This is a genomic window from Curtobacterium sp. Csp2 (assembly GCF_013347165.1).
In genome coordinates, this window is the sequence record NZ_CP054593.1 from 1650120 (window position 1) to 1663996 (window position 13877).

Consider the following 13877-nt stretch of genomic DNA (forward strand, 5'->3'; position numbering starts at 1 on the left):
CCGATGACGACGACGGCCGCGCGGGCCACCACGGACCGTGGCGGCCCGCCCGGCCGCGGCCGACACCGTGCGACGGCGCTCGGTGTCGGCGCGGTCGTCGGCGCGCTCGCCGTCGGCGCCGCGGTGCTCACGGTGACCGGCGGCTCGAGCGCGCACGACCCGAGCGGCGAGACGATGCCGACCTCGGACGGCGGTGCGTGGCATCGCGTGTACTCCGAGGACTTCGCGGACGATGCGCCGACCGGAACCTTCGCCTCCCGGTACGCCGACCGGTTCACCACCTACGACGGCTTCGCGGACACCGCCGGGACCGGACGGTACAGCGCGTCCGCGGTCACCGCGCACGACGGACTGCTCGACGTCGGGCTGCGGACGACCGACGGCGGCACCCCGCTGGCCGGCGGCGTCGTGCCGCTCGTCGACGGGCGCTGGGGCGGGCAGACCTCGGGGCGGTACAGCATCCGCATGAAGAGCGACCGGGTCGACGGCTACGGCGTGGCCGTCCTGCTGTGGAGCGACGCGAACCGGTGGTCGGACGGCGAGGTCGACTTCCCCGAGGGCGGCCTGGGGCAGCGGGCCTGGCTCAACGTGCACTGCCTGGACGAGCCCGCGCGGCAGTGCGTGCACCACGAGACGGACGCCCGGCTCAGCGACTGGCACACCTACACGATCGAGTGGACGCCCGAGCGGATGACCTTCATGGTGGACGGACGCACGGTCGGCACGACCACCGAGGACGTCCCGACGGCGCGCATGCACCTCGTGCTGCAGGCGGGGTCCACCGGGGGGACGCCGCCGCGGGCCGCTCGGGGGTCGGTGCTCGTGGACTGGGTCACGATCGACGTCCCCGCGGCGGGCTGAGACCGTCGGCCCCGACGCACGGACCGCACCGCGCCCGCCGCTTGCGCCGGACCGGGCGCACGAGCACGCGTCCGCGCGGCTCCGTCGTCAGACCGCGGTGGCTCCGCCGCGCGCCGCCCCGAGCCGCCGCAGGAACCACGGCACGCACGCCGCGACGCCGACGACCCGCACGACGTCCCAGGGGGTGTCCTGGGGCAGCAGCAGGGACACCCCGGCCACCACGAGGGCTGCCACGAGGGGCAGGGTCACCCGGGCTCCCGGTCCCCGCCACGCCCGACGGTCGGGCAGCGCGAGCAGCTGGGCCGCCGCGAGGAGCGTGTACGCGAGCACGGTCGCGACGCCCGCGCCGAGGATGCCGAGCCACGGGACGAGGAACAGGTTCGCCGCGATGTTCACGGCCCCGGCGCCGGCCGCGATGACGCCGACGGCGACTCCGCGGCGCTCGACCACGAGCAGCCGCCCGGTCGCGCCGCTCGCCACGACGGGCACGGCCGTGACGGCCACGACGAAGACGACGACGCCGAGCTCGTCGACGCGGTACGACGCGGGCGCGAGGAACGGCAGCGCGACGGGTGCCGCGAGCGTCACGGCGAGGACGACGGGCGCCACGAGACGGTAGAGCTCGTCCCGCGCGTGCAGGGCCAACCGGAGTCGGGCGCCGGCGTCCCGGAGCGCGGCGAAGTGCGGTGCCCACGCCGAGTTCGTGAACGTGAGGAGGAGGACCACGGCCGACCCGACGACGTAGGCGATCTGGTAGCGGGCGACCTCCGCCGGGCCGAGCAGGCTCTGCACGACGACACGGTCGCCGGCGTTGAGCACGAAGTACGACAGGTTGCCGAGGGCGACCGGGACCCCGAGTCGGAACGCCCGGGCCGTGGTCCGCCGGTCGAACAGGCCCTGGAGGCGGGGCCGCGTCGCCGCGATCCCGATCACCATCGCGACGCCCTGGGCGACGACACCGCCCCACGCGTACGTGGTGGCGTCGGCGTGCACCCACAGGAGCAGCCCGAGACCGATGACGGAGCCGCCGACCGACGACAGCAGGCTCGTGACCGCGAAGACCCGGATGCGGTCCTGCGCGACGAGGAGCGCCAGCGCCACCTGGACGACCGCGGCCGGCGCGGTCCAGAGCACGGCGACGAGGAGCAGCGGGTGCGCTCCGACGAAGCCCGCGGCGTCCGCCCAGACCGGGATCGTGGCGAGCGCCGTCCCGGTGACGACCGCGGCGGTCAGCGCGCCGACGGCGAGCAGCCCGCGGGCGCGACGGTCCGAGCCGTCCTCGGCGCGCTGCAGGACCGTCGCCTGGTCGAGCCCGGCGACCGCGAGCACGGAGAGCGCCTGAAACAGGGCGATCGAGGACGCGAGGACGCCGAACTCCGACGCGGGCAGCAGGTGCGCGAGGACGGGGGAGATCAGCGACGAGACGACGAGCTGCATCGACCAGACGACGACGTACAGCAGACCGCGGCCGAACAGTCGGGACGACCCCTCGGCGACGTCGTCGACTGCCGCGTCCGATGCGTCCGACATCCGGTCGGACGCGGCCCGTCGTGCCCGACCGAGCGCCTCGCGCCGGGTGAGGGGCTGGGTCACGACCGGACCACGTCCTGCCGCAGGGCGAACGCCCCGTCGATGAGGTCGAGCAGCTCCGTGCTCCGCTCGGTCGAGAACTTCCGCGCGAACAGGTGCGGCAGGCCGCCGTCCGGGACGGTCCGGCGCTCGAGCACCCGTCCGGCGTCGGCGGTCCCGAGCCACGGCGGGCTCTTCCGCCGCGAGTCGTCCCAGCCGATCCACCACAGCGAGTGCTGCACGTGCTCGTCCGCGAACCCGGGGGTGAGCGCCGGGGTCGCCAGCACCGTCGGGACGAAGGTCTCGTCGGCCACCCAGCTGCGCCGCCAGGTCCGGACGAGGTCGGGGCGGCCGTCGAACGCGTCCACGACCGCGGTGGCGTGCCGGCGGGCGAGGACCTTGAGCTGCGACCCGCCGGTCAGGACGACGCCCGAGGGCAGCCGCCGGGGGATCGGCAGCCGCAGCATGTGCTTGCGCCAGGCCCAGTGCCGGTAGCGGAGCCGGGCGAGCCCGCCGTCGCGGCCCCAGAGCGGGTCGGGCAGCGGGAACGTCGCGACGAAGGAGTCCTCGCGGTGCGCCTCGAGGGTCGCGCGGATCTCGGCGGCGTCCGCCAGCGGGTAGTCGCTCCCGGTGAGGACGGCGACGTGGGTCGCGTCCGTGCCGTCGAGCGCGGCCCGGTAGCCGGCGACCTCGGCGACGACGTTCTCCCACCGGGCCCACCCGGTGCGGATGCGCGGCAGGAGTCGGACCCGGTCGGGCAGTCCGTCCACCATCGCGCGGTACACGGACTCCGGGGTGCTCACGTCGCAGTGCAGGAACACGTCGAACGGGTCGAGTGCCTCGACGAGCCGGCGCACGTGCGCAGGGTCCTGGTGCGCGAGCACGACGCACGCCGGGACCGCGGGGGAGATGGCCATGCCGGGACGCTAACCCGGGTGCAGCGCGGCGGGCAGCCGGTCCCGGGCCCCCTGCGGGGAAGCGGCGGTTTCCCGCAGGCGACGACACAGGCGCACGGCGCACGACACAGGCGCACGGCGCACGACGCAGGCGCCGGCCACGGCGCCAGCGCAGCCGCAGTCGCCGGTCAGCGCCGCAAGCGGAACCTCGGACAGTCGCAGAGCGCGCAGTCCGTGCCCGAGCGGTAGTGCTCGTGCGCGGCACGCGGGTGCCCGCAGACGCAGGGGTCCGTGTCGGATCCGGCCGGCATGGGTCCTCCTCGTGCCCGGCTCGGGTCGGCCGGTGCGTCACCCGCGATCCTACGGGGCGCGAGCGGTCCGGTCGCGGCAAACCGCACGGCTCGGCGACCGTCGCCGCAACCGTCGCCCGGGTCGCTTGACCCGTCCCGGCCCGCTGCCGAGCATCGGGACGTGACCCCGAGCCGGACCAGCCCGATCGCCAGCAGCGTCCTGACGCTCCGCCCTGCGCTGCCGCGCGCCGACGAACCGACGTGGGCCGGAGCCGCCTGGGTCGGCGCCGTCGACCGACCGACGGCGCTCGCCGCGACGACGGTCGCGCTCGCGGGAGCCGACGGCTTCCGTCGCGCCCGCCTGCTCGTCCGCGACGGGCTCGAGATCGCCGGCTCCGTCGACGTGTCCGTCACCCCGGACGGGGACCTGGACCCGGCCGAGCTGGGACGGGCGCTGCGCGCGCTGCCGGCCACGATCCTCCCGGCCGACACCGGCCCCGCACCCGTGGGGCGCGTCTCTGTCGTGATCGGGACCCGCGACCGGCCGGAGGACCTGCGGACCTGCCTGCGGTCCGTCCTCGCGTCGACGTGGCCCGACCTCGAGGTGGTCGTCGCGGACAGCGCGCCGACCACGTCGGCGACGCGGGACGTGGTCGCCTCGATCGCGGATCCTCGTGTCACCTACGTCCTGGAGGCACGGCCTGGCGTCGCGCGGGCACGGAACGCCGGGCTCGCCGTCGCCACGGGCGAGGTGGTCGCGTTCACCGACGACGACGTCGTCGTCGACCCCGACTGGGTGACGGCCGTCGCGGGCGCGTTCGCGCGCGACGCGGACGTCGCGTGCGTGACGGGGCTCGTGCCGAGCGCGGAGCTCCGGACGCCCACGCAGCGGTGGTTCGACGAACGCGTGACCTGGGCACGGAACACCCGGCGCCGGGTCTTCCGGGCCGCTGAGCCGCCCGCCGACCTGCCGCTCTTCCCGTTCTCGGTCGGGGCGTTCGGCACCGGGGCGAACGTGTCCCTCCGGCGCTCGGCCGCGGTCGCGCTCGGCGGGTTCGACGACGCCCTCGGCGTGGGGACGCCGACGAAGGGCGGCGAGGACCTGGACGTGTTCGTCCGGGTGCTGTCCTCGGGTGCGGCGCTCGCGGTCGAGCCCTCGGCCGTGGTGTGGCACCGGCACCGCTCGGAGCCGGCGGCGCTGCGCGCGCAGGCGGTCGGCTACGGCGCAGGGCTCGGTGCGTGGGTCACGAAGCTCGTGCTCCACCCGCGGACGGCGCTCGCCGTGGTGCGGCGTGCGGTCCCGGCGCTGCGGCGGCTCGGGTCGCTCGGGCAGGACGATGGAGGGCGGTCGGCCGGTGCTCCTGGCGCGGTGGGTGCGGATGCACCGGGGACGGCACGGTCCGGCGCGTGGGCGGCCGACGAGGAGCTCCGTGCGGCGACGGTGGGGTTGCGGCGGATCGAGCTGACCGCGGCGCTCGGCGGCCCGTGGCGGTACCTCGTGTCGCGGCGCGCACGACGCTGACGCGGGGCGCTCGCGCGCGGGGTCGTCGCGCGGGCCGTCGTGGCGCGGGTCGTCGTGGCGCGGGTCGAACCACGGATGCGACGTCGAACCAGGGAGAGGCACTGGTTCGACGTCGCATCGCTGGTTCGACGCAGCCGAGCGCGGCGGGCGGCGGGCGGCGCGGGCCGTCCCGGCGCGGGGCGCCGGGGCGCCCCGCGCGCGTCAGGCGCCGGTGTGCGTCCGCTCGACCTCGCGCCAGGCGCGACGGCTGCGCAGCCACGCGGCCGGTCCCGCCGGGAACCCCCGGAGCTCGTGGAACGCCAGAGACCGCGGCACACGCGTCGGCGGCACGGTCGACGGGGTCACGGACGCCGCCGGAGTGCTCCCACGTCGGACGAGTCGGCCGAGCACCCGGCCCGCCATCGCCCGGGCCGCCGGGGGAGCGAGCCGCACCAGGGCTGCCAGGTGCCGACGGTCCGCCGACACGAGTGCGCAGAGCAGCGCCGTGAAGCCCACCCCGTTCGCGTGCAGCTGCGCGTGCAGTCCGGCCAGGTCCGGCCGGTGCCGGTGGTGCACGACCGCGCGCGGCTCGACGCCGATCCGCCCACCGCGCCACAGGACGTCGATGAACATCGCGAGGTCCTCGCCGCCGCGTGCGGGGACGCCGGCACCGAGCACCGGGTCGAACCCGCCGACGCGGTCGAACACGCTCCGACGCACCGCCCAGTTCGCACCGGCACCGTACCCGCCCACGCCGTACACCGGGAACCGCCGACGGACCGAGCCGTCGGCCGCCACGGCGGAGACCCGTGCGTGCCGCAGGGCCCCGGGAGCGTCCTCGGGCACCAGGGTCAGCGGGTCGAAGGTGCGCTCGCCGCTGAACCCGCCGTAGTACGCCTCGTACCAGATCTGCGCGGGGGTCTCGAGCTCGGCCGGCAGGATCATGCCCGTGACCGCGTCCAGCTCGGGTTCCTGGACGAACCGGGTACCGATCATCCGGAGCCACCGCGGGTCGACGCGGACGTCGTCGTCCGTGAAGGCGACGACCTCGCCCGTGGCCGCCGCGACACCGGCGTTCCGTCCGGCGGAACAGCCCGGGCGACGCTCGACGACGAGTCGCACGTCGTGCCCGGCGAGGAGTCCGGGCAGCGGGTCCTCGGCGGGGACCGCGACACGGTTGTCGACGACGACGACCTCGTAGGACGGGTAGTCGAGTGCCGCGAGGTGGTCGAGCAGCCGCGCGATGTCGGCCAGGCGCGTCACGATCGTCGAGACCACGACGGAGACGGACGGCAGCGCGGCGTCCGGTACCGCGGACGTGCCGGCGGTCCAGCCGGTCGGCACGACGGACGAGCCGGCGTGCGGGCCGTCCGATGTGCCGGCGCGCGCATCGGCGGGACCCGCGGCGAGGGCTGCGATCGCCCGCCCGGCATCGGCCGGGTCGTCGGTCAGTGCGACGTCGAGCGTCGTCACGGGGTGGCCGTCGCGGTACCCGACCACGAGCGCGGTCGCCCCGCGGTCGTCGGCGACGAGTTCCGGGAGCGGGGCGTCCAGGTCCACACGGACCACCCGTCGGGGACCGGGGGTCGACACGGGCGTGAGCAGGGCCATGTCCGGACGGTACCGAGCAGTGCGGGAGACGGACAATGCCCGACGAGCGCCGTGGCGGGGTTCCCACGCGGTTCCTGCGTGGTTCCGCAGTCAGAACGTCTCAGATTCCGCGCTGCCGGAGAAGTGAGCGCTCACCAGGGAAAACCGTCCACCGGGTGGAGATCACGGGCAGGTCACGATCTCTTTGCAACCGGTTGCGAAGATCTTCTGGATGGGCGTAGCTTCCTCCTCCAGCAGGCAGCGCCGCCTGCTCCAGGCCGCGTCGTCGCACCCGATCGACGCCCCCTGGTGATCTCGATGAGGAGACAACGCTGTGCAGAAATCTCGCGCCAAGGTGCGCCTCGCATCCGTCGCCGGGGTCGCCGTCATCGGCCTCGTGCTCACCGGTTGCTCGTCCGGCGGCTCGGCCAGCTCGAACGACGCTTCGAACGGCCAGGACAGCCGCGGACCGATCACGTACGTGCAGGGCAAGGACAACTCGAACGTGGTCCGCCCGCTGATCGAGAAGTGGAACGCCGCCCACCCGGACGAGAAGGTCACGTTCAAGGAGCAGTCCGACCAGGCCGACCAGCAGCACGACGACCTCGTGCAGCACTTCCAGGCCAAGGACGCGAACTACGACGTGGTCGACGTCGACGTCGTCTGGACCGCGGAGTTCGCCGCGAAGGGCTGGCTGACCCCGCTCACCGGCAAGATGAAGATCGACACGTCGAAGCTCCTGCCGTCCACGGTCAAGACCGCGACGTACAACGACACGCTCTACGCCGCACCGCAGACCTCCGACGGTGCGCTGCTCTACTACCGCAAGGACCTGGTCAAGACGCCCCCGACGACGTGGGACGAGATGATGAAGGACTGCGACATCGCCAAGCAGGCCGGCATCGGCTGCTACGCGGGCCAGTTCGCGAAGTACGAGGGCCTGACCGTGAACGCCTCCGAAGCGATCAACGGCTCCGGCGGTTCGGTGCTGAACAAGAGCGGCTCGCCCGACGTCGACACGGCCGACGCGAAGGCCGGCCTGCAGAACCTGGTCGACGCGTTCAAGGACGGGAACATCCCGGCCGAGGCGATCACCTACCAGGAGGAGCAGGGCCGCACCGCGTTCGAGAGCGGCAAGCTGCTGTTCCTGCGCAACTGGCCGTACGTCTACAACCTCGCGAAGACCGACGGGTCGAGCACGGTGAAGGACACGTTCGGCATCGCGCCGATCCCCGGCAAGGACGGCACGGGCGCCTCGACGCTCGGCGGGCACAACGCCGCGATCAGCGTGTACTCGAAGCACAAGGCGACCGCGCACGACTTCCTCGAGTTCCTGGAGTCGAACGAGACGCAGAAGTTCTTCGCGACGCAGGGCTCGCTGGCCCCGGTCGTCGGTGACCTGTACACCGACTCCGAGCTCACGTCGAAGCTGCCGTACCTGCCCACCCTGCTGAAGTCGATCGAGTCGGCCGAGCCGCGTCCGGTGACGCCGTTCTACCCGGCCGTGACGAAGGCGATCCAGGACAACTCCTACGCCGCGCTCAAGGGCTCGAAGAGCGTCGACGAGGCCGTCAAGGACATGCAGGCCGCGCTCAAGACCGCGACCAGCGGCAACAGCAACTGACCGTGGCCCGCGGCTGACGCCGCAGCGGACTGGAGGATCGTGGCGGTCCCGCCACGATCCTCCCGTCCGCCCCCACATGCGTCCCGACACCCGGCAAGGAGGCCGCCACGTGTCCGCAGCAACCGAGATCCCCGCCGCCATCCCGAACCCACAGGGGATGGAGCCGCCGAAGCGGCGCAAGGGCGGACTGAACGCCGAGCACGGCCGGTGGGCCGTGTACCTGATCGGCCCGACGATCGTGCTCCTCGCGATCGTCATCGGCTACCCCGTCGTCAGCGCCGTCATCCAGTCGTTCCAGCTCGACGCCGGACTCGACAAGGCGACCGGCCTGTTCGTGCAGGGCGGGTTCGCCGGCGTCACGAACTACGTGCACTGGCTCGCACAGCAGTGCGGCAACACCACCTGCCCGCCCGGCAACCTCGGCTCGCAGTTCTGGGTGTCGATGGGCAACACGGTCTTCTTCACCGTGGTGACCGTCGCGCTCGAGACCGTCATCGGCGTGTGGATGGCGATCATCATGAACCGCAACTTCAAGGGCCGCGCCTTCGTCCGTGCCGCGATCCTGGTGCCGTGGGCCATCCCGACCGCCGTCACCGCGAAGCTCTGGTACTTCATCTTCGACGCGAACGGCGTGCTCAACCACGTGCTCGGGCAGCAGATCCTGTGGACGTCGAGCGAGTGGGCGTCCCGCTGGGCGATCATCATCGCCGACACCTGGAAGACGACGCCGTTCATGGCGCTCCTCATCCTCGCCGGGCTGCAGCTCATCCCGGAGGAGGTCTACGAGGCCGGGAAGATGGACGGCGCCTCCACCGTGCAGCGCTTCGTCAACATCACGCTGCCGCTCATCAAGCCCGCGCTCATGGTCGCCGTCCTGTTCCGCGTGCTCGACGCGCTGCGCATGTACGACCTGCCGGCGATCCTCACGGGCGGCGGCGGTGGCTCGGGCAACGCGACGACCACGCTGTCGATCCTGGTCGTCGACCAGATCCGGCAGGGCTTCAACTCCGCCTCGGCACTCTCCACCATCACGTTCCTGGTGATCTTCCTCGTCGCGTTCGTCTTCGTCCGGTTCCTCGGCGCGAACGTCGTGCAGACCCAGGCCGCCCAGCAGAAGGGTGAACTCAAGTGACGCTCGCAGCAGACCGACCCCGCTCGGCCGCCCGTTCCCGCGACCACGCCACCGACCGGTCGCAGGTGCGGGTCAAGCGGCACACCGGCCCGCGGCTCCGCACCGGCATCCAGGCCGTGGTCATCGCCGTGTGGTGCCTGCTGCCGTTCTACTGGATGGTCGTCACGAGCTTCCGGGACGTCGGCTTCACGTTCGACGCCACCCCGTGGCCGACCCACGTCACGCTCGACAACTACGCGACGGCGTTCTCGACGGCGCTCGGCAACCATCTCGGCCGTGCGCTGCTGAACAGCCTGCTCATCGGCGGCGTGGTCACGATCATCGCGCTGCTCGTCGGCACGAGTGCGGCGTACGCGCTGGCCCGGCTCGAGTTCAAGGGGAAGTCGCTCATCGCAGGCGCAATCCTCGCCGCGTCGATGTTCCCGGGTGTCGCGCTCATCTCGCCGCTGTTCCAGCTGTTCACGGACATCGGCTGGATGGGCACCTACCAGGCGCTCATCCTGCCGAGCATCTCGTTCGTGCTGCCGCTGACCGTCTACACGCTCGCGTCGTTCTTCCGCGAGATGCCGTGGGACCTCGAGGAGGCGGCCCGCATCGACGGGTGCACCCGGGTTTCGGCGTTCCGGCGGATCATCCTGCCGCTCGCCGCGCCCGCCGTGTTCACGACCGCGATCCTGGCGTTCATCTCGTCCTGGAACGAGTACCTCATCTCGTCCCAACTGTCGTCCGACGCCACCCAGCCGGTCACCGTCGCGATCGCGTCGTTCGCCGGGTCGCAGCCGCACCAGGAGCCGTACACCGCGGTGATGGCGGCGGGCACGATCGTCACGATCCCGCTCGTCATCCTCGTGCTCGTGTTCCAGCGACGCATCGTGGCCGGCCTCACCGCCGGTGGCGTGAAGGGCTGACGGAGTCATGGCACAGCGAGGACCCACCCGTCCCACCGCCCGGATCGAGGAGGCGATCGGCTTCGCCGGCACCTTCGGCGTCCTGTTCCTCGGCGTCACGGTCTTCTGCGAGGTCACCGGACGCCCCGCGCTCGGCTGGGCGATGACCCTGCTCGTCTGCGTGCTCGCGGTGGTGGTGCTCGACCGGTGGCGGGTCTCCGTCCTCCGGCGGCACGCGGCGGCGACCGGGGTCGTCGACGGCATCGGTGCGACGGGACCGGCGAGCGGTCGGCCCGGGTCCTCCCGGACCGGCGTCGACCGCGCCGCTCCGGGCCGGACCGCGTCCGTGTCCGCACCGGCGTCGCGATCCGCGGTCCGGACCCGGCCCGTCGCGGACGCGACGCACGGTGCCGACGGCTGACGGGCCTCCCGGCATGCCCATGGGGATCCAGGAGATCGCGACCGTCACGGGCCTGTCCAAGTCGACCGTGTCCCGCGCGCTGCGGGGGATGCCGACGGTGGCGGACGCCACCATCGACCAGGTGCGGCGGGTTGCCGACGAGCTCGGGTACGTGCCGAGCTCGGCGGCGGCCGGACTCGCGACCGGACGGCAGCGGGCCGTCGGGGTGGTCGTTCCGGTGATCGACCGGTGGTTCTACGTGCGGGCCCTCGGCGGGGTCGACGCGGAACTGCGGCGGGCCGGGTACGACCTCGTGCTCTACAACCTCGGCGGTCCCGGCGGCGACCGTGGTCGGGCGTTCCGGCGCTCGATGCTCCGGCACCGCGTCGACGGCCTCGTGCTGCTCTCGCTCGTGCTCGACGAGACCGAACGCGCCGAGCTCGAGCTCACCCGACACCCGATGATCGTGATCGGGGGCCCCGCGCCCGGGCTCCGGAACGTCGGGGTCGACGACCTCGCCGTCACCGAGACCGCGATCGGGCACCTCGCCGGGCTCGGCCACCGCGAGGTCGCGTACCTCGGCGGCCAGGACGAGGACGGCATGAACGTCGCCGTGCCGTACCTGCGCCGGGACGGGTTCGCGGACGCGATGCACGCGCGGGGCCTCGACGTCCGCGCGGACCGGCTGCTCGACGGACGGTTCTCGTTCGCCGGGGGAGTGGCGGCCGGTGCGCACCTGTTCGACCGTGACCCGGCGGACCGTCCCACGGCGGTGTTCTGCGCCTCGGACGAGATGGCACTCGGGGTACTGCTCGCGGCGTCGCGGGCCGGGCTGTCGGTCCCGGGGGACGTCTCCGTGATGGGCATCGACGGCCACGAGTACGGCGCGGTCGTCGGGCTGACCACGGTGGCCCAGGACCCGGAGGCGCAGGGCCGCGCGGCCGCACGGGCCGTGCTCGCGGAGGTCGACGGCGGTTCGGCGGGGCCGTTGCCCGCGGCGCCGGCGGAGCTCGTGGTGCGCACGTCGACGGCGGCCCCGCGGCGGTAGGGCGCCGGGGCGGCGCGGGGTGGCGCGCAGGCCGGTCCGTGGTGCGGCGTGCTGCCGCACAACCGGAAGCACGCCGCGCCGTCGAAGTCCGTGGCACGGTGTGCTTCTGGTTGTGCCGAGGCCCGCCCGGCCGGCCCGCCCCGCCCGCCCGGCCCGACCGGCTCGGCGCTCCGGGCGTAGGGTCGCCGGCGTGGAGGTCACGAAGCTCGAGCACGCCTGCCAGGTCGTCCGGTCCGGGAACGTCCGCCTGGTGCTCGACCCCGGCGAGTTCACCCGCCCGGTCGAGGTCACCGGGGTCGTCGCCGTCGTCGCCACGCACCAGCACCCCGACCACGTCACCGCCGAGCAGGTCAGCCGGATCCTCGCGCGCAACCCGGACGCGGTCGTCCTCGGCCCGCCGGGGGTCGCCACGGTCCTCGCCGACGCCGGGATCACCGTGGACGTGGTCACCGACGGCGACCACCGCGAGATCGGCCCCTTCGCCCTCGACTTCCACGGCACGCGGCACAACGTGATCCACGCGTCCGTCCCCGTCGTCGACAACACCGGCGTGCTCGTGGACGGCCGGCTGTTCCACCCGGGCGACGCCTACACGGTGCCGGGGGTCCCGGTCGAGGTCCTCGCCGCACCCGTCGGCGCCCCCTGGCTCAAGGTCGCCGAGATGATGGACTGGATCGCCGCGGTTGCGCCGCGCCGTGCGTACCCGATCCACGAGGCGACGCTCTCCGCGGTCGGCTTCGCGATGCACACGGGCCGCCAGCGCGAGGCGCTCGGCGACGGGGAACTCGTGGTGCTGCAGCCGGGCGACGTGCTGCAGGTCTGACCCGACACCGGCCTGGAGGCACGCCCCACCACCCACGGATCGGCCCGCTCCGGGCGCGGCACACCCGGGCGACACGCCTCGTTTTGGCAGTGCGCTGCGGCTGTGCCATACTTATCGGGTTGTCGGAACGGCCCCATCGTACAGCGGCCTAGTACGTCGCCCTCTCACGGCGGTAACGCGGGTTCGAATCCCGCTGGGGTCACCAAGAGCAGGTCACTTCGGTGCCTTGCCTCCGTGTCCGACAACACGTGTGCTCCGTCCGCGGAGACCACGGCCCCATCGTACAGCGGCCTAGTACGTCGCCCTCTCACGGCGGTAACGCGGGTTCGAATCCCGCTGGGGTCACACACCACGAACCCCCGTCGAGCTCCGGCTCGGCGGGGGTTCCGTCGTTCCCGGACTGTGTCGCCGCCGGGCTCTGTCGACTCCGGGCTCGGAGCTCCGAGCTCCGAGCGCTGCTTGCGCGCTGTTGCCCGTGCGTCGCGCGTCTCCGGTCGCTCGTCGATTGAGCAGAAGACGTCGGACATCCGGATCCGACCCGACAGCTTGTGCTCCACGACGGGAGAACGACGGAAGTGCGCCGGAGTGCTCGACGGCCGGTCGCTCGTCGATTGAGCAGAAGACGTCGGGCGTCCGGACCCGACCCGACGACTTCTGCTCCACGACGGAAGTGCGCGACGGAAGTGCGTCGGTGTGCTCAGCGCCCGCGCCGTGCCAGTCGGGCGTTCGCGGTCGTGGCCGCCTCCGTCATCCGGTCGAGGAACGCCAGCGCCGCCCGGGTCTCGTCCGGCGCCGACCCGCGGAGCGTCGACGCGATCTCCTGCCCGGCGAACCCGAGGAACGCCGCGTTCGCCCGCTGTGCGGTCTCGGTCGTCCGGAGCGTCACACGCCGCCGGTCGGTGCTCTCCCGGTGCCGGGTGACGTGCCCCGCCGACTCGAGCCGGTCGACCAGGACCGAGGTCGCCCCGGAGGTCATGCCGATCCGCCGCGCCAGCTCGGCGGGTGACAGCGGCTCGCCGGCCCGCTCGGCCCAGAGCAGCTGCCCGAGGGCGTTGGCGTCGGACGGCGTCAGATCGACCCAGGCGCCGAGGTGCCGGTTCAGCTCGTCGAACGCCACCGCCCAGTCGCGCAGGCGCTGCATCACCGCGACCTCCACCTCGGTCCACGCGGTGTCGAGCGGGTCGACGTCCATCCAGATTCCTCCACAGTCAAGTCGCTTCACTGTAAAGCACGACGGCCGAGCGGTCGCTCGACGA

General features: G+C 73.4%; 12 protein-coding genes and 2 tRNA genes. 10 read left to right on the top strand and 4 right to left on the bottom strand.

Features of this window, described 5'->3' with window-relative positions; translation table 11 throughout:
• The first annotated feature begins 3 nt into the window (after positions 1 to 3).
• Positions 4 to 861 (top strand): glycoside hydrolase family 16 protein, encoded by an 858-nt coding sequence (locus HUN59_RS08145; protein WP_174778066.1) that lies wholly within the window; start codon positions 4 to 6, stop codon positions 859 to 861.
• A gap of 87 nt (positions 862 to 948) precedes the next feature.
• Here the strand turns inward: HUN59_RS08145 and HUN59_RS08150 are convergent, their stop codons facing one another.
• The gene (locus HUN59_RS08150) at positions 949 to 2454 is read right to left on the bottom strand and encodes a lipopolysaccharide biosynthesis protein (protein WP_174778067.1); all 1506 of its coding nucleotides are present in this window, start codon (positions 2452 to 2454) and stop codon (positions 949 to 951) included.
• A complete protein-coding gene (locus HUN59_RS08155) occupies positions 2451 to 3347 on the bottom strand; it encodes a beta-1,6-N-acetylglucosaminyltransferase (protein WP_058741707.1) in 897 nt (298 codons plus the stop codon). Before HUN59_RS08155 ends, HUN59_RS08150 begins: the two co-directional genes overlap by 4 nt.
• 450 nt (positions 3348 to 3797) lie before the next feature.
• Between HUN59_RS08155 and HUN59_RS08160 the strand changes: the two genes are divergently transcribed.
• The gene (locus tag HUN59_RS08160; RefSeq protein ID WP_174778068.1) at positions 3798 to 5138 is read left to right on the top strand and encodes a glycosyltransferase family 2 protein; all 1341 of its coding nucleotides are present in this window, start codon (positions 3798 to 3800) and stop codon (positions 5136 to 5138) included.
• A 201-nt stretch (positions 5139 to 5339) separates the two neighbouring features.
• Here the strand turns inward: HUN59_RS08160 and HUN59_RS08165 are convergent, their stop codons facing one another.
• Positions 5340 to 6728: a glycosyltransferase gene (locus tag HUN59_RS08165; RefSeq protein WP_174778069.1), complete on the bottom strand. Its 1389-nt coding sequence runs from the start codon at positions 6726 to 6728 to the stop codon at positions 5340 to 5342.
• 313 nt (positions 6729 to 7041) lie between these two features.
• Between HUN59_RS08165 and HUN59_RS08170 the strand changes: the two genes are divergently transcribed.
• The 8 genes from HUN59_RS08170 (at position 7042) to HUN59_RS08205 (ending at position 12966) form a co-directional block, all read left to right on the top strand.
• Positions 7042 to 8331: an ABC transporter substrate-binding protein gene (locus HUN59_RS08170; RefSeq protein ID WP_231049038.1), complete on the top strand. Its 1290-nt coding sequence runs from the start codon at positions 7042 to 7044 to the stop codon at positions 8329 to 8331.
• A 157-nt stretch (positions 8332 to 8488) separates the two neighbouring features.
• Positions 8489 to 9463: a carbohydrate ABC transporter permease gene (locus HUN59_RS08175; protein ID WP_058741711.1), complete on the top strand. Its 975-nt coding sequence runs from the start codon at positions 8489 to 8491 to the stop codon at positions 9461 to 9463.
• Positions 9460 to 10371, top strand: coding sequence for a carbohydrate ABC transporter permease (locus HUN59_RS08180; RefSeq protein WP_058741712.1), 912 nt, complete (start codon positions 9460 to 9462; stop codon positions 10369 to 10371). The genes HUN59_RS08175 and HUN59_RS08180 overlap by 4 nt, the downstream gene beginning before the upstream one ends.
• A 7-nt stretch (positions 10372 to 10378) precedes the next feature.
• Complete coding sequence (locus HUN59_RS08185; RefSeq protein ID WP_174778070.1) at positions 10379 to 10771, top strand: hypothetical protein; 393 nt, start codon at positions 10379 to 10381, stop codon at positions 10769 to 10771.
• Between the two features lie 13 nt (positions 10772 to 10784).
• The gene (locus HUN59_RS08190; RefSeq protein ID WP_114850103.1) at positions 10785 to 11798 is read left to right on the top strand and encodes a LacI family DNA-binding transcriptional regulator; all 1014 of its coding nucleotides are present in this window, start codon (positions 10785 to 10787) and stop codon (positions 11796 to 11798) included.
• Positions 11799 to 11988: 190 nt separating this feature from the next.
• Positions 11989 to 12621, top strand: a complete 633-nt coding sequence (locus tag HUN59_RS08195; RefSeq protein ID WP_174778071.1) for an MBL fold metallo-hydrolase — start codon at positions 11989 to 11991, stop codon at positions 12619 to 12621.
• Positions 12622 to 12750: 129 nt separating this feature from the next.
• Positions 12751 to 12826, top strand: a tRNA-Glu gene (locus HUN59_RS08200).
• 67 nt (positions 12827 to 12893) lie between these two features.
• Positions 12894 to 12966, top strand: a tRNA-Glu gene (locus HUN59_RS08205).
• A 352-nt stretch (positions 12967 to 13318) separates the two neighbouring features.
• Here the strand turns inward: HUN59_RS08205 and HUN59_RS08210 are convergent.
• Positions 13319 to 13813: a MarR family winged helix-turn-helix transcriptional regulator gene (locus HUN59_RS08210; protein WP_174778072.1), complete on the bottom strand. Its 495-nt coding sequence runs from the start codon at positions 13811 to 13813 to the stop codon at positions 13319 to 13321.
• Positions 13814 to 13877 lie beyond the last annotated feature (64 nt).